The organism is Corynebacterium sp. ACRPZ, assembly GCF_022346205.1.
GTDB lineage: Bacteria > Actinomycetota > Actinomycetes > Mycobacteriales > Mycobacteriaceae > Corynebacterium > Corynebacterium lehmanniae.
Window position 1 is genome coordinate 1 of the sequence record NZ_JAKRMR010000020.1, and the last position, 22,497, is coordinate 22,497.

Consider the following 22,497-nt stretch of genomic DNA (forward strand, 5'->3'; position numbering starts at 1 on the left):
TTTGCTGGGTTGAAAGCCATTTTCCCTCCCTTCAGTGTGAGTAGTTTCACTGTCAAAGTAACAGTACATCACCTTTAAAAAATATGCGGATATTGCCTCGAATTTTCACCAGAATTTAATGCAGGTAAACGTCCAATTCTCAGCCAGGCATAACTGAAAATTCATCCGAAGGAGGCCATTTGCAGCGATAGCATGCGGAACACCTACAAGTAAAAGCATGCGAAATATCTACGAGTGAAGGAGTCATCGCGCCTAGGGTTCAATGGCGAGGACGAAAACCGATCCGTACCAACTGGATCGGGCTGATCGACATTGCAATCTTCGCCGTGTGCGCCTCGGTGCTGACGTGGTTCACCCGTGGGTTTGAAGCGGCGATCGTGTTGCACGCCATCGGAAATTTGATCGCCTTCGTCTCCGATGTCGTCGAGCCGAAAATGCTTATGCGCGCCGATATATCACCGGCGTCGACGGTGATTTCGTCGGTGTTCACAATCGTGGTCACCGTGGTGCTCTGCCTAGTGCTGCGGGATGTGCGCCGCCGTGACGCTTTCCCGCCGCCAGGCGCGCCCCAGTTCGTGCCGCAGCAGTACCTGCCGCCCCAGTCTTTGCCACCGCAACACCTGCCGCCGGCTCCACCGTCGTTTGCAGGACCCCAGTTCGCGCCGCCGTTCCCGGTGCAGCAGCCCGGTGCCCCGATGTGCCCGCACAACCCGTACGCGCCGCACCCGCAATCGCACCAGCAGGTCCAAGGGCCGTACGCCCAGGGCCCGCACCCGCAGGCGCCGTACCCGTCTAGCCCTCGTCCGTGGACAGAGCCGCCACGAATGCCTCCTGGGGCACGGTGACCGAACCGATCGACTTCATACGCTTCTTACCCGCCTTCTGCTTCTCCAGCAGCTTGCGTTTACGCGAGATGTCGCCGCCGTAGCACTTCGACAGCACGTCCTTGCGCAGCGCGCGGATGTTCTCGCGGGCGATGATCTTCGAGCCGATGGCGGCCTGGACCGGCACCTCGAACTGCTGGCGCGGGATGAGCTCTTTGAGCTTCTTGGTCATCTTGTTGCCGTACCACTGCGCGGAATCCTTGTGCACGATGGCGGAGAACGCGTCCACCGGCTCTCCCTGGAGCAGGATGTCCACCTTGACCAGGTCCGCCAGCTGCTCGCCGGCCTCCTCGTAATTCAGCGACGCGTAGCCCTTGGTGCGGGACTTCAGCATGTCGAAGAAGTCGAAGATGATCTCGCCGAGCGGCATGATGTAGCGCAACTCCACGCGGTCCTCAGACAGGTACTCCATGTTCTTCATCTGGCCGCGCTTGGACTGGCACAGCTCCATCGTGGAGCCCACGAACTCCTGGGGCACGATGATGGTCATGTTCACGATCGGCTCGTAGACCTCGGGGATCTTGCCGCTGGGCCAGTCCGACGGGTTGTGCACGATCTGCTCGGTGCCGTCCTCGGCCACCACGCGGTAGGTCACGGACGGTGCGGTGGAGATCAGGTCCAGGTCGAACTCGCGCTCCAAGCGGGTGCGGGTGATCTCCATGTGCAGCAGGCCCAAAAATCCACAACGGAAGCCGAAGCCCAGCGCAACGGAGGTTTCCGGCTCCCAGGTCAAGGAAGCGTCGTTAAGCTGCAGCTTCTCCAAGCTCTCGCGCAGCGTGGGGAAGTCTTCCTGGCTCACCGGGAACAGGCCCGAGTAGACCATGGGCTTGACGTCTTCGAAGCCCTCCAGCGGCTCTTCGGCGCCCTTGGAGGCCCAGGTGACGGTGTCGCCGACTCGGGTGTCGCGCACGTCTTTCACGCCGGTGATGAGGTAGCCCACCTCGCCGGGGCCCAAACCCTTCGTCTTTTTCATGGTGGGCGAGACGACGCCGATCTCGAGGATCTCCAGCGTCTTGCCGGTGTTCATCATCTGCACCTTCTGGTTCGGCTCGAGCTTGCCGTCCATCATGCGGATGTAGGTGACCACGCCGCGGTAGGTGTCGTACACCGAGTCGAAGATCAGGGCACGCGCCGGTGCGTCCGCGTCGGTCGCTGCCGCGCCCGACGGGGAGGAAGGAGAAGGAATCAGATCCACCACGCGGTCCAACAGCTCCGGCACGCCCTCGCCCGTCTTGCCGGAAACGCGCAGCACGTCCTCCGGCTCGCAGCCGATGATGTTGGCGATCTCCAGGGCGTACTTCTCCGGGTCCGCCGCCGGCAGGTCGATCTTGTTCAGCACCGGGATGATCTCGAGGTCGTTGTCGATGGCCATGTAGAGGTTGGCCAGGGTTTGCGCCTCGATGCCCTGCGCTGCGTCGACAAGCAAAATTGCCCCCTCGCACGCGTCCAAACTGCGGGCGACCTCGTAGGAGAAGTCCACGTGGCCCGGGGTGTCGATCATCTGCAGCACCATCTGCTCGCCTACGTGATCGCCGGTCTTGGGCACCCACGGCAGGCGCACGTTCTGCGCCTTGATGGTGATGCCGCGTTCGCGCTCGATGTCCATGTTGTCGAGGTACTGGTCGCGCATCTCGCGCTCGTCGACGACGTTGGACAGCTGCAAAATGCGGTCTGCCAGCGTGGACTTGCCGTGGTCGATGTGCGCGATGATGCAGAAGTTGCGGATCCGGGCGGGGTCCGTGAACGTTTCCTCTGCAAAGTTTTTCGATTTGGCGGCCATAGTTGCCACATCCTACTTTGCGCACCCCGCGCTACGGTATGCACCATGCCTTACCACCGTTTAGGACTTGTCTCCCGCTACCGGCCCGCTACGTGGTGGCGGGCACTGATTGAGCTTGTTGTGCTGGTCGCGTTCGTGGCCCTGTTTGCGGTTGCGTCGGTGATCGCCCTCGGGCTGGCCGCGGGGATCTCCGGCCGCGACTTCGAGATGCTCGTCGAGGGCGGGGCGGACCCGCTCAGCCCACTTGTCCAGGTGCTGATCATCGCCGCGATCCTGCCGGCGCCGCTTCTCGCCGCGCGCATCGCGGGCCGCCGCCCGTCTGCGCTGTTCAGCACCGCGCTGCGCATGCGGTGGGGTGTGTTCGGGCGCGCGCTTGCAGTCGTCGGCGCGGTCTACGGGGCGCAAGTGCTTATCGACGCCTTCCGGGGCGCCCCCGCCGAAGCCACCGTCAACCCGTTCCGGCTGACCCTCCTCGCGGCCCTGCTGATCGCCGTGCCGCTGCAGTCCGCCGCCGAGGAGTTCCTCTTCCGCGGCGCGCTGCCGCAGATCCTCGGGCAGTGGCGGGCGCCCGCGTGGCTGGCCTACCTGCTGCCGGGCATCGCCTTTGTGGCGGGCCACGCCTACAACTGGGTCGGGCTCATCGACATCGCCATTTTCGCCGTGTGCACCGCGGTGCTGACGTGGCGCACGGGCGGGCTTGAGGCGTCGATTGCGCTGCACGCCGTGAGCAACACGATTTTCTTCGGCTACGGGGCGCTGGACATGGTGGACCCGAACGCGACGGAGATCGGTTGGCAGCAGATGCTGGGCGCCTCGCTGATGACCGTCGTGTGCACCGCCCTCCTGCTGTGGGCGCTGCGGGGGATTTCAGCCGATCAGCAGAAACCCCTTGTCCCGGCAGACACGAAAGCTTAAGGTTGCAGATAACTGCAATGTGGAGGTGCCAACGTGGCGTTCGAGCGATTTAAGCGCAAAGGCGCGCGACCCCGCACGGCATCGCTCGACCAAGGCCTGGCCCTGCTGCACGACCGGGTGACCAACCAGATTGAGATGCGCCGCAAGCGCGCCTCGCGCGTGGACGTGCGCCCCACCGGCTCGGTGCCCCGCAACGTCTACTACGCCCCCGACATGGACGGCGGCGCCGAACCCGGCGAGGTGGTGTGGGTGACCGTGCCGTCGCACCCGCCGAAAGAGCGCTCCATGCTGGTGGTGGGCCGCGAACACAGCGACATCCTGGGCCTGCTCATCTCCCCGGAAGAGGAGCACGCGGAGGACGACCGCTGGTTTGAAATCGGCCCCGGCGACTGGGACGCGTCGGGCCATCCGTGCTGGGTGCGCCTGGACAAAACCCTCGTGGTGCCGGAGGCGGACGTGCACCGGCGCGGCACCACCGTGCCGCAGCGCCGCTTCGAGCGGGTGGCAAACACGCTGCGTGAGCGCTTCCAGTGGTTGTAAGGGCAGTTTGGCCCGCACCGCCGGTGCTGTTATCCTGCTCGAGTTGACCGTTACCGGCCACCTTCGGGTGCGCACTGCTACGCGGGCAGGACCTTGGGTTCGCGTTCATAGCCAAAGCTGTGCGCAAGATACCCCGGCTGGGACGACGACATCCACGTTCGATTGAGAAACCAAGAGGTATTTCACACAGATGGCTAACATCAAGCAGCAGAAGAAGCGTGTCCTCACCAACGAGAAGCGCCGCATGCGCAACAAGTCCGTCCGCTCCGCCACCCGCACGGAGATCCGCAAGTTCCGCGAGGCTGTGGAGTCCGGCGACAAGGCTGCCGCTGAGGCGCAGCTGCGCGTGGCTTCCCGCAAGCTGGACAAGGCTGTGACCAAGGGCGTGTTCCACCGCAACTCCGCAGCGAACAAGAAGTCCAACATGGCCCGCGCCCTGAACAAGATGGACTAATTCCGTCATGTTCCGCCCCGTGCATCGTTGAATCGGTGCGCGGGGCGTTTCGTGTGTAACCCCCTTGAACTAAGAATCGATGTACCCGCTGTGAAACACTCCCGCCGCGCGCTCGCAGCTGCGCTTGCCACCTCCCTGTCTCTGTCGTTGCCGGTCGCGCCGGCCGAGGCGCAGCAGTTAAGTTCTTCCTCCGAGTTTGAGGCGCTGCTGGCCCGCTACGCCCCGGGCGTGGACCCGGAGCAGGTGCGTGCGCTCGGGGTGCTGGCTGCCTTGTTGGCCAGCATCGCAATCGCGATTCCGATGGCGAAAAACGGGAGCGTCGTCTCGCCGAGCCGCGAGCACACCCACTCGCTGACAGTGGACGGGCGCACCCGCACCTACGACGTGGTGCTGCCGCGCGGCTTCGACGCGGAGAAGTCCTACCCGGTGGTGCTGGGCTTCGGCGGCTGGCACCACACCTCCGGCAACATGCACGACTACTCCAACCTGGAAAGCGAGTTCCCGAACGCAATCGTGGTCTACGGCCAGGGCGTGGATAATGCATGGGGCGGCGCGCCGTACGCGGACACCAGCATCGACGAGGATGTCGCGTACACAAAAGCCGTGCTTAACGACGTCGCTTCGCGCTACAACGCCGACACCTCCCGCACCGTCGCCGTAGGCCTGTCCAACGGCGGCGGCATGGTCGCCGCGCTGGCCTGCCACGCCCCGGAGACGGTGCGCGGTGTCGCGTCGGTGGCGGGCGCGTTCTACTCCCCCACCGTCACGGGCTGCACCTCCGGCGAGGTGCCGACGATGATCATGCACGGCACCAACGACGGCGTGGTGGGCTACAACGGCGGTTTCCGCCACGGCGCACCTTTCGAGTCCGTGGAGAACGTGGCGCGCACCTTCGCCCGCAAGAACGACTGCTCCATGGTGGCGTCGCAGTCGCGCTCCGGTGCCATCACCACCTTCGACTTCGAGGATTGCTCCGCGCCGGTGCGCATCGAGCGCGTCGAGGGCGGCGGCCACACCTGGTTCGACTCGCCGAGCGCGACGCGCCAGACTGCGCAGTTCTTGCGCCGCTACCTCTAGAGCACGCTGAAAAGCCCGCGGGCGATGAGCACTGCACCGACCACCATGAAAAACGCGCCCGCGACAATGTCGATGTAGGGCCCGGCGCGCAGGAACCTCCGGCGCACCCGCTCGGCGGAGGTGATCTGCGCGATCGCCCCGAACAGGGCGAACGAGCTGAGCCAGAGCGAGGCGATGACAATCAGCGCGGTGGAAAGCGAGGGGTTCGCGGGCAAGAGCGGCGCGATCATGGCGGTCAGCGCGACCACGATTTTGGGGTTGGCCAGGTTGGTGGCAAGGCCCCGTCGATAGGCAGCACGCACCGAGCCCAAGCGCTGCACCGCTTCATCCAGGTCCGCGGGCGGGTCGTGCCTGTCGCGCAGCCCGCCGCGCAGGTTGTGCTGGCCCATCCAAATCAGCGCCGCGCCGCCGAGTATCTGGATGGCGGCGACGGCCTGCGGCACCGCGTGCAAAAGCGCCGCCGCGCCCACGACGGTGAGCGTGAACCACAAAGCGGCGCCGGTGTGGATGCCCAGGTTGGTCGCCCAGGCGTGCCTGCGCGAGCGGGTGGCCGTGCGCATAAGCAGCACCATGTCGGGGCCCGGGGCGGCGGCGCCGACCAGGTTGAACCCGACGATGACCGCGAGATCGCCCGGCGCGATCATGCAAGCTCCGCGATGCGGCGCACCGCGTTTTCGAGGGCGAACTCCGGGTCGCCGCCCTGGCCCTTCACCTCGGCGTCGAGGTCGGAGACGATGATCACCGCGTGCGAGACCGCGTCCCCGCTCCACTGGCGCGCGACCTGCATGGTCTTTTTCGCCACGTACGGGTGCATGCCGACGGTGCGCGCCAGCTGGTCCGGGTTGCCGCGCACGCCGTGGAGTTTGGCGATGTCGCCGACCTTGCGCGCGAGCGCCGCCGCGATGGACACCGGGCTAGTGCCCAGCTGCAGCGCGCGGCGCGTCGACGCGAGCGCCCGGTCCGCGCGGCCTGCCACCGCCTGGTCCGCGATGTCGAAGCCGGCGACCTCAGCCACGCCCACGTAGTAGGCGCGCACGGATTCGACGGTGAGCTCGCCCTCAGTGTCGCTGACCAGTTGGCTGACGGCGGAGGCGAGCTCGCGAAGGTCCGAGCCGACCGATTCCAGCACCGCGGCGGCCACGTCCGGGGTGGGGCGCACGCCGTGGCTGCGGAACTCCTCCATGAGCCAGGAGCGGCGCTCATTGTCTTTCAGCGGATCGGCCTTGTGCACCTCGGCGACCTTGGCAAACTTCTTCACCATCGCCTTTTGACGCCCGCCGCCGGTGTGCTCGATGATCAGCGTGATGCCCGGCGCGGGGTTCACGCAGGCCTGCAGGAGGATCTCGGTGGGTTCCTTGCCGGCGAGCTCGGCGTGCTTGACCACCACCACGCGGTCCTCCGCGAACAGTGACGGGCTGGTCGCCATCGCGATCTCTCCTTCAGAGACGTCGCCGGCGCGCAGAGTGGTCACCTCCACGCCCTCGCCGGCCTGGGCGACGATGGCTTTGGTTGCGCGCTCGGCAAGGAAATCGTCCTCGCCGAGCACCAGGTGCACGGGGTTGAGCATGCGCGCCATCTTACGTCCTGCACCCACTTCCCACAGAGCGACTCCGCACCGGGGTTTTCCCCACAAACCCACAGGGTTTTTAGTATCCGTAAACCCTGGCAAATTCCGCAGTGAGTCTTCATACTTGTATTGGAGACTGCGCAAAGCGTCACCGCCCGCGAGCATCCGCGCGCCAGTACCGGACCGGCACAACACAACAGAAGGACCCCCCTTTGAGCACGCACCTGACCTCCCGTCGACGCGGCACCTCCATCGCTGCCGCCGCACTTGCCCTCGCCACCGTTGCCCCGCTTACGCATGTGGTGGCCTCCCCCGACACTGCCCCAGAAGCTGAGGCTGTGACCAACAGCAGTCCGGCCGACCCGAAGTGGTCTGCCCCGGCCGGAACCATCGACGCAGACGCCATCAAAAACGGCTACGTCAACAGCGCCATCGACCTCACAAACGCCGGGAGCCTGCTGTCCGGGCGCGTCGGCGTCATGGAGTCAACCGCGCCGTCGAGCATCAGCGACTCCATGGGTCTCAACGGTGTCACCGTGTTGATGCAGTTCCGCGACTCCGACGGCACACTTTCCCCCGTCTACGCAGCCCAGTCCCAGGCCCTCAAGGGGCAGGCCGCCGGCGCGTACGCCTTCGACCTCCGCATGCGCGACGCCAAGGGCAACCTGGTCAAGGACAAAAAGGGCAACTACGTCTCCTTCTACGACGCCAACGGCAAGCCCCACCTGTTCGACGCCTCCGGCGTGGGCAACGGCCAGCAGGCGTACCGCCTGTGGGTGGCTGAGAAGGACATGGTCAACCCGGAAACCGGCAACCCGTACGTCTACACCCGCCAATCCGGCGGCATCGTGCCCAACTCCTGGGTCGGCGTGGCGCCGGGCTCTGGCCAGTACCCCGCGGACGCGTCCGGCATGTTCCAGCTGGTTGGTCAGAATATCCAGCGCACCGGCATCTTCCTCACCGAGGTGGTAGACCCCGCCAAAAGCTACATGTCCGCCCCCAACGTCAAGGTCGATCCTCTCGGCCCGCTGAACAACCCGGCAACCACGCTTTCTGTCAAAGACACCATCTCCGGTTTCGTGTGGATGGACACGCTCAAAGGCGACCGCCAGGTCGGCCCGCCAACCCGCAACACGGGCAACGGCGACACCAACCTCGAGGGCTACAACGTCTTCGCCTCGGTGCTGACCCCCGAAGCCCAAAAGCGCGTCGAGGCCATTGAAAAAGATTCCAAGATCACGCTGGCGCAGCGAGCGGGCGCTATCAAGGCCATGCTCGAGGAAATGCGGGCTGCCGGCAACGAACCGATCGCGGTAACCGTCACCGGAAAGACCGACGAAAACGGCCAGTACACCCTGCGCACCGACTACAAGGAACTCTCCGGCAACTCGCGCATGTACATGTGGGTCACGGACCAGAACGGCCAGCAGGTCAACGCGTACTCACCTTTTCCCACCCCGGTGTTCCAGGAGTACAACGACAACGCCGGCGAGGCTCCCCACCCCGCCGCGGCCATCGTGCCGGGCATGAACCCCGCGCCGGACAACTTCTACAACTTCGGCTTTGCGGTCGTGCCCTACGGGCCGGTGAAGTTGGACATTCCCAACTACGACCAGCTGCTGAACCCGTCGCCGCTGAACGGCACGGCGCAGCTCAACGTCACGGGCACGCTGCCGCCGGTGCCGGGCAACCGCATCGTCTGGCGTAACGAAACCACGGGCAAGGTGGTCAAGGAGTGCCCGGTGTCCTCGCTTTCGGACGCAAACGCGTGCACCTTCCCGGTGTCCGCGGACCCCACCGCCGCCCCCGGAACCGTGTACTCGGCAACCCTCTACAGCGGCATCGACGACCTGCTCGCGTCTGACTCCTTTATTGTGGCCAAGGGCCAAAACGCGATGAGCCAGCCGGCCTACCCCGCCAAGGAAACCTTCCCTGGCAAGGCCGTCACACTGAACCAGACGGACACGTCCGTTCCGGCGGACACGACGTTCACCTTCGGCACGCCTGTCGACGCCTCCGGTGCCCCCGTTTCCGGCTGGACTACGCAGGCAGCTTCGGATGCGGGCACCGGCGGGTTCACCGCCACCCCGCCCGCCGGCACCGCGCCCGGCGAGTACACGATCCCCGTGCAGGTGGTCTACCCGGACCGCTCGCAGGAGACGGTCTTCGCCAAAGTCACCGTCACACCGACCCCGCAGGCGGAGGAGTTCACCCCGCAGGGCCAAACCACGGAGGCCATCGTGGGCACCTCTGTGCCGGAGGCGCGCTCCGCTATCGCCAATGTGGTGGACCTGCCTGCGGACGCGACCTACACCTGGGAAACCGCGCCCGCCACCGACAAGGTGGGCGACGTCCCGGCTGTGGTGCTGGTGCGCTACCCCGACGGCTCCGTCGACCGTGTGGATGTGACGGTGCGGATCACCCCTGCTCCGACGAAGCCGCTGGACCAGACCAACGACCCAGCCGGGCAAGACCAGACGGTCAACCTGAATGAGGCGCCGAACGCGAACGCCTCCATCGCCAACGCCGACGACATGCCCGCCGGTACGTTTTTCACCTACAAAACTCCGGTGGACACCTCCACGTCCGGCGAAAAGGACGCCGTGGTGGTGGTGACCTACCCGGACGACTCCTTCGAGGAGGTGTCGGTGAAGGTGTACGTGCGCACCCAGGAGCAGCAGTACGACCCGTCCGGCACCACCCAGGAGGTCGATCATGGGGAGGCGGTGGACCCGAAGGCGTCGATAAGCAACGCCAGTGACCTGCCGAAGGGCACCACCTTCGCCTTTGAGAAGCAGCCGGATACCTCCACCCCCGGCACGAAGGACGCCGTGGTGGTGGTGACCTACCCCGACGGCACCACCGAGAAGGTGTCGGTGAAGATCGACGTCACCCCGCTGAACAGCCAATTCGACCCGCAACCTGCCGTGCAGGTGGTCAACCAGGGCGACGCCCTCGATCCGGAGCTGTCGCTCGTGCCCAACCAGCAGCGGCCTAGCGGCACCACCTTCGAATGGGCCACCACCCCCGACACCTCCACGCCGGGGATGAAGGACGGCGTGGTGCGCGTGACGTACCCGGACGGCACCACCGACGACGTCAAGGTGCAGGTGGAGGTCCGCACCCAGGCCGAGCAGTACGCGCCGGTGGCGAAAACGCAGACCGTCGACAACGGTGCGACGCCGAAGGCACAAGACTCCCTCGTCGACACCGCATCGCTGCCGAAGGGCACCACGTTCGAATGGGAGGAAGCGCCCGACACCTCCTCGCCGAGGTCGAAGGACGCCGTCGTCGTGGTCACCTACCCCGACGGGTCCACCGAAAAGATCCCGGTGAGCGTGGTTATGCGCACGCAGGCCGACGCGCTCACCCCCGAGAGCCAGGACCGCACCGTGGACAACGGCAGCACGTTGGACCCGAAGGACTCCATCACCAACGCCGGCGACCTGCCGGAGGGCACCAAGTTCGCCTTTGAGACGCAGCCTTCGACCGACAAACCAGGCACGTACACCACCAACGTCATCGTCACCTACCCCGACGGCAGCGTGGACACAGTGCCGGTGAAGGTCACCGTGCGCCCGCTTTCGGACACCACTGACCCGAAGGGCGCCGACATCACCGTCGACAACGGCGGAGCAGTCACCCCCGAAGACGTGCTGACAAACGAGGCCGACTTGCCGGAAGGCACCACGCTCGCGCTGGAGAACCCGGTGGACACCTCGAAGCCGGGCAAGCAAGAGGTCACCGTTGTTGTCACCTACCCGGATGGCTCCACCGAGAAGGTCACCACAACCGTTACGGTGCGCCCGCAGGCGGACACCAACTCCCCCGTGGGCCAGGACATCGACGTGGTCGAAGGCGCCGCGGCGTACCCCGAGTCGGCGATCACCAACATCGGCGACCTGCCCGTCGGCACCACCTTTACCTGGGCCACCGAGCCGGACACCAACGCAACCGGCACCCAGGACGCGGTCGTGCGCGTGACCTACCCGGACGGCTCCACCGAGGACGTGCCGGTCACGGTCAACGTCACGCCGAAGCCCGCCGAGCCGATGAACACGACCAACGATCCGGCCGGCCAGGACGTCACCGTCCAGGCCACCAGCGCACTGAACGCCCGCGATGCCGTGGCAGACGCGGACTCGCTGCCGGCTGGCACGTACTTCGAGTTTGTCAACCCGCCGTCGACGGACAAGCCCGGCACGTTCGACAACGTCGAGGTGCGTGTGGTGTACCCGGACGACACGGTCGACACCATCACCGTGACGGTCACCGTCACCCCGCTTGCGGACGACTACGCTCCCACCGCCACGGAACAGACGGTGGACAACGGCGCCACCCCGGACGCCGCCGCATCCATCGGCAACCTTTCGGGCCTGCCGGCCGGCACGACGGTGGAATGGGACAGCGCGCCTGACACCTCCTCCCCCGGCGACAAGACCGGCACCGTGAAGGTGACTTACCCCGACGGCTCCACCGACACCGTCGAGGTCACCGTCACCGTGCGGCCGCAGGCCGACACCTCCACCCCCGCGCCCAAGGTGCGCACCGTGGAAAACGGCGCCAAGGACCTGCACCCGGAGGACTCCATCGCCAACACCGACGACCTGCCCGGCGCCACCTACACCTGGCAGACGCCACCGGACACCAGCAAGACCGGCGTCCAGGACGTCTCCATCACCGTCACCTACCCGGACGGCTCCTCCGAGGTGGTCACAACCCAGATCGTTGTGAGCCCGCTTGCGGACGCGAACGAGCCGGCCGGCCAGCCGCAGACGGTGAATAGGGATGCTGCGGTGGACCCGAAGGCGTCGATAAGCAATGCAAACGACCTGCCCGAGGGCACCACCTTCACCTTCGAGTCCCCCGTGGACACCGCGACTTCCGGCGCCAAGGACGCGGTGGTGCTGGTGACTTACCCGGACGGCTCCGTCGACCGCGTCAGCGTGCAGGTCAACGTGCGCACCGACGAGCAGTACTACGCGCCCACCGGCAGGACGCAGACCGTCAACATCGGCGACGACCCGGCGCCCGCCGCCTCCATCGTCAACCCGGATTCGCTACCGGTGGGCACCAAGCTGACGTGGGAGAGCGCACCGGATACCTCGAGCGGCGGCGTGAAGGACGCCGTGGTGCGCGTGGAGTACCCCGACGGAACCAGCGAAACCGTAAGCGTGACCGTGAGCGTCCGCTCCAACGAGCAGCAGTACACCCCGCACGCAGGTCTGCAAACGGTGGACAAGGGCGCGCAGCCGCAGGCCGCCGACTCCGTGGACAACGCCGACGAGCTGCCTGAGGGCACGGAATTTAGCTGGGTAAGCCAGCCCGACACCTCCTCGCCCGGGCAGAAGACCGGCGAGGTGCTGGTGACCTACCCCGACGGCACTTCGGAGACCCTCACCGTTGTGGTGCAGGTGCGTAACGACGCTGAGATGCACGATCCCACCACCGCCGACCAGGTGGTGAACCAGGGCCAGGCCGCCGACCCGCGCGCGTCGGTATCCGGCGACCTGCCGGACGGCACGAACCTCAGCTGGGAGCAGCCGGTGGACACCTCCACTTCGGGCGTGAAGGACGCCGTTGTCGTGGTGACCTACCCGGACGGATCCGTCGACCGCGTGCCGGCGAAGGTCATCGTGCGCACCCACACCGACCAGCACGACGCTGCGGGCCAGGACATCACCGCTGTCGAGGGCGTCGACGCGCCGCCGGCGCGCACCGCCATCGCCAACGTGGCGGAGCTGCCGGCCGATGCCGTCTACACGTGGTCGGTCGCGCCGGATACCGCTGCGACCGGCGACGTCCCGGCCGTCGTGCTGGTGACCTACCCGGACGGCACGGTGGACCGCGTCCCGGTCACCGTCCACGTCGTAGCGGCCCCGAAGACCCCGATGAACGAGCAGTACTCCCCGGACGCTGGCGAGCAGACCGTCAACGTCGGCGACAGCGTCGTGCCACGCGTTTCCGTGGGCAACGTGGACGACCTGCCGGCCGGCACCCACTTCGCGTTCACCCAGCCGGTGGACACCTCCACCCCGGGCAATAAGGACGCCGAGGTGCTAGTGACCTACCCGGACGGAACGACCGACACTGTGAAGGTCACTGTTGCCGTGCGCTCCCAGGCCGACCAGTTCTCCCCGGAGGGCCAGCCGCAGAGCACCAACAACGGACAAGTGCCAGTGGCCACCAGCTCGATTGCCAACGCCTCCGAGCTGCCTGCCGGCACCACGGTGACCTGGAAGACCGAGCCGGACGTCTCCGCCCCGGGCGACAAGGACGCCGAGGTGCTTGTGACCTACCCCGACGGTTCCACTGAAACCGTGAAGGTGAAAGTCAGCGTTCGCGAGCAGTCCGAGCAGTTCAACCCGGCCGGTAAGGACCAGTCCGTGAAGGAGGGCGATGCCCCTGAGGCGTCCGCGTCTATTGCCAACCCGGAGCTGCTCCCCGAGGGCACCACGATTACTTGGGAGGACGCCCCGGACACCTCTACTCCGGGCGCAAAGCAGGCCACAGTGGTGGTGACCTACCCGGACGGCACCACGGACAAGGTCAACGTCCAAGTTGCCGTCGGTTCCATGGCTGACCAGCACGACCCGGTTGGAAAGGACCAGAGTGTCACCAGCGGCGATGTGCCGCAGGCCGGAAACTCCGTGGCGGATGTGGCCGACCTTCCCGCGGGGACCACATTCGGCTGGGAAACCGCCCCGGACACCTCTACCCCGGGCGCAAAGCAGGCCACAGTGGTGGTGACCTACCCGGACGGCTCCACGGACACCGTGGACGTCACCGTTGACGTGGCGAGCCAGGCTGACACGCACGACCCGCAGGGCCAGGGTATCCAGGCCGTGGTGGACATTCCTGCGCCGAACGCTGCGGCCGCTATCGCCAACGCGTCCGACCTGCCGGCCGGCACCACCATCACCTGGGACAGCGAGCCCGACACCTCCACACCTGGCGCCACTGCCGCAACTGTGGTGGTGACCTACCCGGACAAGACCGAGGACCGGGTGCCGGTGGAGGTCACCGTCATCGAGGCCCCCGCGACCCCGATGAACGAGTCCCACCAGCCAGACACCCGCCCGGTGTTTACGAAGCAGCTTGTCGACGCCCCTTCGGCCGCCACCGCCGTCGTCAACGCCGACACCTTCCCGCCGGGCACCCACATCGAGTGGACCACCGAGCCGGACACCTCCGTGCCCGGCGAGCAGACAGCGTCGATCACCGTGACCTACCCGGACGGCACCAAGGACGTCGTGGAGACCACCCTGACCGTGGGTGAATCGCTGTCCACCACGCACACCCCGTTCTGGAACCAGACCCACGCCCAGCCAGGTGCCAAGGTGACCCTGCCGCAGATCGGCGACCGCTCCTTGCCGGCCGGCACCACGTTCACCGTGGACAACCCGGCGTTTGTCATCGCCGACGACGGCACTGCGTACTTCACCGTGCCGGCGGACGCGAAGCCCGGCGACGTGTTCACGACCACCGTGACCATCCGCTACCCGGACGGCTCCTATGAGACGGAGGAGATCCGTGTCACGGCGGGGATGGCCTACAACCCGAGCTACGGCGATCCCGTCGCCGCGGCACTCGGCGGCTCCGGCACCGCGCTGCTGACCTTCGAGGTTGTCCCGGACGTGTCCGAGGCCCACATCACCGCGGCCCACGACCACAACGGGCTGTGGCACATCTCCGACCCGGACGCGCACGGCAACATCACCGCAGTCGGGCCGACGCTGGAGACGCTGGCGAAGATGTACACCGGCAAGGAGTCGATCGCGGAGCTCGCATCGCTTTTCGACGCCTCCGCCGACGTCACCGTCACCTACCGTCCGGGCGTCCCCGCCGACGAGGATGTCACCGCACGGTTCACGCTCGTGGCTGTCGACGGCACGCCGATGTCCGAGGTGACCGACTGGGACGGCGACGGCGTGTCCAACGAGGACGAAGTAGCCAAGGGCTCGAACCCGTTCGACCCGGCATCCGTGCCGGCCGGCACCGACACGGACCCGGAGCAGCCGAACGGCGGCTACCCGCCGGAAGTCACCGTCACCCCGGGCGGCTCCACCGAGGTCCCCGCACCGACGCTGCCGGACGACACCACCGTCACCCCGGCACCGGAAACGCCCGACTGGGTCGAGGTCAAACCCGACGGCACCGTCGTGATCACCCCACCGGAAGACACCACACCGGGCACCTACCCGGTCGAAGTCGAAGTCACCCGCCCCGACAAGGAGCCGACAAAGGCCACGATCGAGGTCACGGTGACAGACGGCACCGCCGAGCCGGAAAAGCCGAACGGCGGCTACCCGCCGGAAATCACCGTCACCCCGGGCGGCTCCACCGAGGTCCCCGCACCGACGCTGCCGGACGGCACCACCGTCACCCCGGCACCGGAAACGCCCGACTGGGTCGAGGTCAAACCCGACGGCACCGTCGTGATCACCCCACCCGAGGACACCACCCCGGGCACCTACCCGGTCGAGGTGGAAATCACCCGCCCCGACAAAGAGCCGACAAAGGCCACCATCGAGGTCACGGTCACAGACGGCACTGGCGGCACCACTGAGACTCCCGCACCGTCCGGCTCTTCCGAGCTGACGGAGGAGGAGCGCGGGCGCTGCATCGCCACGGGCGTCGGCTTCGGCCTGCCGCTGCTGGCGCTGATCCCGATTGCGCTCGGCTTGCAGGTGCACCTGCCGTGGGTCGACGAGATGTCGCAGCAGGTCAGCGCCGCGCTGCGCGACACCAACACCCAGCTGCAGCAAAAGGCGGGCGTGTACAACCAGGATGTTGTCAACCAGGTTGAGAGCATCAACCGCCAGCTGCAGGAGTTCGGCCGCGAATACGGCACCGTCATCGGCGGCGCCGGCGCTGTCGCGGTGGTCGTGCTCGCTTCCGCACTCCTGTGGGAGAACTGCACTCCGGGCGAGCAGCTGAGCTCCGAGCCCAGCAGTAAGTAGTACTCGGGGTCAGGACGCCTGACTCGCGACGATGCGTCGCGAGTCAGGCGTCTTCTGCGTTTTCGTTGGGGAAGATCACGGGGATTCCCTCGCGCGTGGCCACCGGGCGGCCGCGCGGCGGGCCGCCCTCCAACACGACGACAAGCTGCGCCCACTTGGGCACCGGCTCCGCATCCTCGATGGTCTCGACGACGTGGGCGCGAAGCCCCGTCGGGTCGATGGGTGCTGGCTCGCCCGGCGCGATACACAGCGCCAGACCGCTGACAGCAGCGCAGACCGTGGCGCGGGGCCGGCCCGCCAGAAATCCGGCGAGCACCCACCCGTAGACCACCAGCGCAGTCAAGGGGGCGGCCGCCACCGTCGCGCTGGGCAGCCCCGCGCCGAATTTCGCCACCGTGTGCACCCACCACGCCAGCGGCTCGACGCACCACAGCACCGGTACCTCCAGCCCGCCGGGCAAAAGCGACGCCACCGCCGCGATGAGCCCCAGCACCGTCACCGGGCCCACCACGGGTGCGACCAGCACGTTGGCACCGACCGAGACCAGCGAGACTTTGCCGGCCATCATCGCCACGATGGGCATGGTGGCCAGGTCCGCCGCCACCGCCACGGCAAGGGCGCGCACGAGGATGTCCGGCCAGCCAGTCACCGCCAGCGCGCGGTACAACAGCGGGTAGAGCGCCACGATGCCCGCCGTCGCCGCCACCGACAGGGCGAACCCGTAGTGCACCGCAAGGTCCGAATCCACCAGCACCAGCCCGATGACCGACAAGCACAACGCGTGGATGGGCTCTGCCTGACGGGAGGCGAGCACCGCCACCAGCCCCACCAGGCCGGACACCGAGGCGCGCAGCACGCTCGGCTCCGGGCCCACCAGCGCGGCGTAGATCAAAAGCGCGACCGCCGAGGCGGCGATCCTGCCGCGCAGCCCCGCCCCAATTGCGGCCGCCGCCACGGTGGCGAAGGTGGCCACGATCGCGATGTTCGCCCCGGACACGGCGGACAGATGTGACAGGCCTGTGTCGATGTACATCTGTTGTTCGGCTGGCGGTTGCAGGGAAACGTCGCCAAGCACCATGCCCGGAATGAGCCCGCGCGCACCCTCGCCCACCTGCGCCTCCACCGCCGCGGCGAAAGTCGTGCGCACGTGGTGGGCGAACGCCGCCAATCCGCGAGGCGGGCCAAGGACCTCGACGTCGCCGTTGAGCACGAACGGGTTGACACCCGGCACGCCAGATTCCTTCGACACGCCGCGGCCCACCACATGCGCGCCGGCGACCGCGCCGTCGGGCAGGTCGTCTGCGAACACCGGCGTCGTCGACGGCTGGCCGGGCACCTTCACCCGCACCAGATAGGCGCCCGACTCGGTCTGCTTCGGGGTGCCGCTGACGGTGCCCACGATCTCGGAGGCGGAGACGCTTGCGTGTTTGCGCACCGCCGCCGTGAGCGTCGCCGCCGCGCCGAGGCCCGCGGTCAGCACCGCCTGGCCATACTCGCGCGCGAGCAGGCAGCCGGCGGCGAGGACCCCGACAACAAGAAGCGCCGCCCACACCCCGAACAGGACGCAGCACGCCGCCGCGGCCCACACCGCCAGCGCTGCCGGCACCAGCCGCAGCTCCGACACCGCTACAGCCCCACCATGTCGCGCATGGCTTCGAACTTCGCCGGTCCGATGCCGCGGACGTCCATGAGCTGCTCCACCGCGGTAAACGGCCCGTTGGCCTCGCGGTGGGCCACGATCGCCGCCGCGGTCGCCTCCCCCACCCCGGGCAGCACGGTCAGCTCGGAGGCGGACGCGTTATTCAGCGACACCGTTCCAGTGTCAGGCGCGGCCGCTCCTCCGCCGCCTGCCGGGGGCGCCGCGCCGACGGCCTGGACGTGGATCTGCTGGCCGTCCACAAGCAGCTGCGCCTGGTTGTGCGCCAACAAATCCGCGTGCGGCAGCGGCTGTGCGATCTGCAGGGCGTCGGCGATACGGGAGCCCTCGTTCAGCGTCATCAGCCCCGGGTTGGCCACCTCCCCCACCACGGCCACGACCACCACCCCGCTGACCTCGGTCGGCGAGGCCACCTGCTCCCACGAAACGTCCTCATCCGACCCGCCGCCGCCACGCAGCAGCGCCCACGCACCCACCACAACCAGCAGCGCGACCACCGCCGCGGCGGCCGGCTTCACCGGCACGGACACACGCGGCGCGGGATAGCGCACGGCCAGGAGGTCCTCTTCCCCGGTGGGCCGGGTGAGCTCCTGGAGACGGTCGATGGCGTTCATGCCCGGCACGCTAAGCCGAGAACCCCCGCACCGGAAGCCCCCACCCGCAAACCTGTGGATAACGTTGTTGCGGCGTCACCAATCAGGGCGGGTTATCCACACCTACTGGGCAGATTCCCGAGAAGAAAAGACAACCGACAGCCCAATGGCGCCGGGGCCGGTGTGGACCGCGAGGACGTCGACAAGCGGCTCGCACATCACCCGCGAGCCCTCCGGCAACTCCGCCTCAAGCGAAGATGCCAGCTGCTCGGCCGCTTCCTCGGCGTCCGCGTGCTGGATCGCCGCGAACACCGGCTGCCCCTCGGCGCGCTCCACCACCAGCTCCGTGAGCTTGGCAAACGCCTTCGACTGGGTGCGGGTCTTGCCGGCAAGCTCCAGCTTGCCGTCGTGGATGCGCAAAATCGGCTTGTTAGCCAGAAGCGCCGCGGAGAGCACCGCGGTGCCGGTAGGCAGGCGCCCGGATTTGCGCAGGTCGTCGAGCTGGTGCAGGTACACCCACGTCTCGGAGCGGGCGAGCGTCGATTTCGCCATCGCCTCGCACGCCGCCAAGTCCCCGCCTTCCTGGGCCACGGTGGCGGCGGCCATGGCGGCCGCGCCGATGGTCATGCCGGCCGCGTCCGTCTCCACCACTTTCACCGTGCCGGGAAACACCGCGGACGCCGCCACGGCCGCGGACCACGTCGACGACAGCGCCTTGGACAGGTGCAGCGCGATCACCCCGTCGTCGCCGCCGCGCTCCAGCTGGCGCGCGTAGCAGGCCGCAAGCTCCAGCGAGGACAACCCGGAGGTGCCCCTGTCCTCGCCGCTGCCCATGACGTGCATGTCGGCGACGGTGATGTCCAGCTCGCGGACGACCTCGGGCGGCAGCCCCGCCGAGGAATCCACCACCACGCGCACTGCCATTTAGTTCAGCCCCCGGTTCCAGGCTTCGAGGAACCAGCGGATCTTCGCCGGTTCGTCCAGGCGCGGCATCGCCACCAGCCGCGCCGTGTTCGCGTTGCCCAGCCCCTTGATCGCGGGGTACTGCGTCACCACGAAGCCCAGCAGCGACGCGGTCAGCGCGGCGATGGTGCCGCCGTGGGAGACCAAAAGCACGGCGGAGTTGTCCCACTCGTCGTAGTCGCGCATCAACTCGTCCACCACGGCCTGCGCGCGCGCCGCCACCTCGAGACGGCTTTCCCCGCGCGGCGGCGCCCACGTCGCGTCGGTGCGCCACACCGCCCGCGCACCTTCGTGCTCCGTGTCCACCTCGGTGTGGGTTTTGCCCTGCCAGTCGCCGAGGTGTGTTTCGCGCAGCCGCTTATCGACGTCTACAGTCAACCCCAAATCCGCCGCCACCACGTCAGCAGTGTTTTTCGCGCGCACGAGGTCGGAGGAGATAATCTTGGAAATACCCAGGTCACGCAGCTCTTTGGCGGCGGCGTGGGCCTGGTTCACACCGCGTTCGGAGAGCACGGTGTCCAGCTGCCCCTGCATGCGGGAGGTGGCGTTGTACTCCGTTTCGCCATGGCGCAGCAGGATCAAACGTCGTTGCATGCGCGACGCCTAGAACTCGTCGTCTGCGGCCGCCGGGCCGTCGCCGGCCAGCGGCAGGTCCTCGATGTTCTGCGCCTCGCGCAGCTCGGCCTCGTTGCCGAAGGTGGCTGGGCGCTCGTAGGGCTCCAGGCCCTCGACCTCGATGGCCGGGCAGTCCGCGTACAGGCGGTCCAGGCCGTAGAACTCGCGCTCTGCCTCGCGCTGGATGTGCACGACGAAGTTGCCGTAATCGAGCAGCACCCAGCGGTTTTCGCGGTTGCCCTCGCGGCGCTTCGGCTCCATGCCCTCATCCGTCAGGTCGTCTTCGACCTCCTGGACGATGGCGGCGACCTGGCGCTCGTTGTCGGCGGAGACGATCACGAACACGTCCGTGATGGCCATGACGTTGGAGACGTCGATAACAGCGATGTTCTTGCCAAGCTTTTCGTCGGCCGCTTTGGCGGCAATCTTGGCCCGGTCGATGGAGATCTGCGGAGCGGTCAAGTGGCAAACCCTTCGTTGGTTGGACAGACCCCGCCATTGTCCCACGACACGGCCTAAGAGTGCTACTTAGGCATAGAGGGCGTTTTTGGTGATGTACTGCACCACCCCGTCCGGCACGAGGTACCACACGGGCCGGCCCTCGGCGGCACGCTCGCGGCAATCGGTGGAGGAGATGGCCATCGCCGGGATTTCCACCAGGTGCACGCGCTCCTGGATGTCGGCCGGCAGCATGTCCTCGCGCAGGTCGTAACCGGGGCGGGTCACGCCGACGAACTCGGCGAGCTGGAACATCTCTTCCCAGTCGTGCCAGGACATGATGGAGGCCAGCGCGTCGGCGCCGGTGATGAAGTACAGCTCCTCGTCCGGGAACTGCTCGCGCAGGTCCCGCAGCGTATCGATGGTGTAGGTCGGCCCGTCGCGGTCGATGTCGACGCGGGAGACGGAAAAGCGCGGGTTGGAGGCGGTGGCGATCACCGTCATCAGGTAGCGGTCTTCCGCCGGGCTGATGGTCTTGCCCGCCTTCTGCCACGGCTGGCCGGTGGGCACGAAAATGACCTCGTCCAGGTTGAACCGGTCCGCCACCTCGCTGGCGGCGACCAGGTGGCCGTGGTGGATCGGGTCGAACGTGCCGCCCATGACCCCGATGCGCCGCGCCTGCTCCAAGGAGGCGGCGTAGTGCTCCGTCATGCGCCGTTACGTCGTCGGGGGCAGCATGCGGATGTCCACGGACTCGATGAACAGCAGTCCGGCGCCGAGCACCAGCGCGAGCAGTGCGCCGACCACGCCGACGACGGCGCCGATGCTGAGCTCGTCGCGTGTGTCGTCCGCCCACTTGTTGGCGCTGCTCGATGAGCCGGCGGCAACCTCACGCTCCTTGCACACCTGCTTGCCGTCCACCTCCACCGGGATCGGGTTGCCCTTGGCGTCCAGGATCGGGTTGCCCTTGGCGTCCACTTCCCACTCGCAGGTCTTTTCCACCGTCACGCGCTGCGTGGTGTCGCGCGTGATGGTCTCCGCGCCCGCAGGCGCAACTGAAAGCGCGACGGCGCAAGCGGTCGCGGCGGCGGTGGTCCGAATCAGCTGGTTCATTAGCCGTACCGTACCTGATCCACGAAGCGCCCGAACGCGTCGGAGACTTGGTTGTCCCAGCGGGAGCTCCAGCGGAAGTAGCGGGCGTGGTTGCCGCCGGTGGCGCGGGAGGCCTCCAGCGTCTGCACGGACAAGTCGCACACGGCGTCCAGCGGCAGGCAGTAGTTGACGCGGTTGCGGGTCGCCGCGGCGGTCTTGGTGTTGAACGGCAGCGCGCCGAGGATGCCACCCGCGCCGCCGCCGCGCACGCCCACGGTGGACCAGTCACCCGGGGCGGTGTTCGGGTTGCCAAAGTAGACCACACCGGCGAGCTGGCCGCGCCGCGCCAGTTCACGCTCGTGCTCCAGCAGAATCATCGCGCCCTGCGAGTAGCCGGACAGGATGTACTTCGGGCGGCAGCCGGTGGCGCCCTGGTAGTCGTTGATCATCTGCATCACGCCGCCCCGGCCGATTTTCACCGAGTCCAGGAACTGGTTCGAGGCCCTGCGCGCCATCATGAACATCGGGTTGGCCCACTGGATGGCAAGGCCGAGCGCCTGCAGCAGCGTCGACGGCACAGCGACCTCGGGCACGTCGTACTCCGGGAACGTCGCCGGGTAGTAGCGCGGCTCCAAGCCGATGACCTCGACGTCCTTCATCAGCGAGTTGCCGCCGTGCGTGGCGGTGTAGCGGCGTTCCGCGTGCTGCAGGAAGGCGCGGATGGTCTCCGCCTCCCAGCCGTTGGAGGTCCAGGCCGCCCCGCCGGAGTAACGCGTGGGGTAGATCTGGGTGTTTTGGCCGGAGCCGCGGGCGGCGATGACCGCGACGGCCGGGCAGCGGGTTTGCGCGTCGGCTTCCTGCACGGGCGCGACGGGGGAAACGGTGGCTGTCACGGCGGTGGCGACAGCGGTGGCGAACAGGCCGAAGCGGGCGCGCCAGGAGGAACGGGATTTTTTCAC

At 67.4% G+C, this 22,497-nt stretch carries 17 protein-coding genes; 5 read left to right on the forward strand and 12 right to left on the reverse strand.

Annotation, left to right across the window (positions count from 1 at the left end):
- Window positions 1–259: 259 nt before the first annotated feature.
- Both MHX64_RS11105 and lepA read right to left on the reverse strand, forming a co-directional pair.
- Window positions 260–490, reverse strand: coding sequence for a hypothetical protein (locus MHX64_RS11105; protein ID WP_239357516.1), 231 nt, complete (start codon window positions 488–490; stop codon window positions 260–262).
- A 302-nt stretch (window positions 491–792) separates the two neighbouring features.
- On the reverse strand, window positions 793–2,664 hold the full coding sequence (gene lepA, locus MHX64_RS11110; protein ID WP_239357515.1) for a translation elongation factor 4: 1,872 nt from the start codon (window positions 2,662–2,664) through the stop codon (window positions 793–795).
- A gap of 45 nt (window positions 2,665–2,709) precedes the next feature.
- Here lepA and MHX64_RS11115 point away from each other — a divergent pair, with 45 nt between their 5' ends.
- From MHX64_RS11115 to MHX64_RS11130, 4 genes are all read left to right on the forward strand, one after another.
- Window positions 2,710–3,579: a CPBP family intramembrane glutamic endopeptidase gene (locus tag MHX64_RS11115; RefSeq protein WP_239357513.1), complete on the forward strand. Its 870-nt coding sequence runs from the start codon at window positions 2,710–2,712 to the stop codon at window positions 3,577–3,579.
- Window positions 3,580–3,612: 33 nt separating this feature from the next.
- On the forward strand, window positions 3,613–4,119 hold the full coding sequence (locus MHX64_RS11120; protein ID WP_239306246.1) for a type II toxin-antitoxin system PemK/MazF family toxin: 507 nt from the start codon (window positions 3,613–3,615) through the stop codon (window positions 4,117–4,119).
- A 190-nt stretch (window positions 4,120–4,309) separates the two neighbouring features.
- Window positions 4,310–4,573, forward strand: coding sequence for a 30S ribosomal protein S20 (gene rpsT, locus MHX64_RS11125; RefSeq protein ID WP_038612735.1), 264 nt, complete (start codon window positions 4,310–4,312; stop codon window positions 4,571–4,573).
- Between the two features lie 90 nt (window positions 4,574–4,663).
- Window positions 4,664–5,650: a dienelactone hydrolase family protein gene (locus MHX64_RS11130; protein ID WP_181888910.1), complete on the forward strand. Its 987-nt coding sequence runs from the start codon at window positions 4,664–4,666 to the stop codon at window positions 5,648–5,650.
- Here MHX64_RS11130 and MHX64_RS11135 read toward each other — a convergent pair.
- Window positions 5,647–6,294: a LysE family translocator gene (locus tag MHX64_RS11135; RefSeq protein WP_181888911.1), complete on the reverse strand. Its 648-nt coding sequence runs from the start codon at window positions 6,292–6,294 to the stop codon at window positions 5,647–5,649. The two genes, MHX64_RS11130 and MHX64_RS11135, sit on opposite strands and share 4 nt — an antisense overlap.
- Window positions 6,291–7,226 carry a DNA polymerase III subunit delta gene (gene holA, locus MHX64_RS11140; RefSeq protein ID WP_181888912.1) on the reverse strand — a complete coding sequence of 312 codons (936 nt, stop codon included), beginning with the start codon at window positions 7,224–7,226 and terminating at the stop codon, window positions 6,291–6,293. Before holA ends, MHX64_RS11135 begins: the two co-directional genes overlap by 4 nt.
- Before the next feature lie 203 nt (window positions 7,227–7,429).
- Here holA and MHX64_RS11145 point away from each other — a divergent pair, with 203 nt between their 5' ends.
- Window positions 7,430–16,180: a Rib/alpha-like domain-containing protein gene (locus tag MHX64_RS11145; protein WP_239357511.1), complete on the forward strand. Its 8,751-nt coding sequence runs from the start codon at window positions 7,430–7,432 to the stop codon at window positions 16,178–16,180.
- Window positions 16,181–16,223: 43 nt separating this feature from the next.
- On the opposite strand, the gene MHX64_RS11150 is transcribed toward MHX64_RS11145, so the two are convergent.
- The 8 genes from MHX64_RS11150 to MHX64_RS11185 all read right to left on the reverse strand — a co-directional run bounded on the left by MHX64_RS11150 (window position 16,224) and on the right by MHX64_RS11185 (window position 22,497).
- Window positions 16,224–17,804, reverse strand: a complete 1,581-nt coding sequence (locus tag MHX64_RS11150; RefSeq protein ID WP_239357508.1) for a ComEC/Rec2 family competence protein — start codon at window positions 17,802–17,804, stop codon at window positions 16,224–16,226.
- A 2-nt stretch (window positions 17,805–17,806) separates the two neighbouring features.
- Window positions 17,807–18,451 (reverse strand): ComEA family DNA-binding protein, encoded by a 645-nt coding sequence (locus MHX64_RS11155; protein WP_239357506.1) that lies wholly within the window; start codon window positions 18,449–18,451, stop codon window positions 17,807–17,809.
- A 102-nt stretch (window positions 18,452–18,553) separates the two neighbouring features.
- The gene (locus MHX64_RS11160) at window positions 18,554–19,354 is read right to left on the reverse strand and encodes a DegV family protein (RefSeq protein ID WP_181888916.1); all 801 of its coding nucleotides are present in this window, start codon (window positions 19,352–19,354) and stop codon (window positions 18,554–18,556) included.
- Window positions 19,355–19,987 carry a histidine phosphatase family protein gene (locus MHX64_RS11165; RefSeq protein ID WP_181888917.1) on the reverse strand — a complete coding sequence of 211 codons (633 nt, stop codon included), beginning with the start codon at window positions 19,985–19,987 and terminating at the stop codon, window positions 19,355–19,357. It lies immediately after the preceding gene.
- A gap of 9 nt (window positions 19,988–19,996) precedes the next feature.
- Complete coding sequence (rsfS, locus tag MHX64_RS11170; protein ID WP_239357504.1) at window positions 19,997–20,470, reverse strand: ribosome silencing factor; 474 nt, start codon at window positions 20,468–20,470, stop codon at window positions 19,997–19,999.
- A 66-nt stretch (window positions 20,471–20,536) separates the two neighbouring features.
- The gene (gene nadD / locus MHX64_RS11175; protein WP_181888919.1) at window positions 20,537–21,157 is read right to left on the reverse strand and encodes a nicotinate-nucleotide adenylyltransferase; all 621 of its coding nucleotides are present in this window, start codon (window positions 21,155–21,157) and stop codon (window positions 20,537–20,539) included.
- A 6-nt stretch (window positions 21,158–21,163) separates the two neighbouring features.
- Window positions 21,164–21,559 carry a hypothetical protein gene (locus MHX64_RS11180; RefSeq protein WP_239357503.1) on the reverse strand — a complete coding sequence of 132 codons (396 nt, stop codon included), beginning with the start codon at window positions 21,557–21,559 and terminating at the stop codon, window positions 21,164–21,166.
- Window positions 21,559–22,497, reverse strand: a complete 939-nt coding sequence (locus MHX64_RS11185; RefSeq protein WP_239306236.1) for a cutinase family protein — start codon at window positions 22,495–22,497, stop codon at window positions 21,559–21,561. Before MHX64_RS11185 ends, MHX64_RS11180 begins: the two co-directional genes overlap by 1 nt.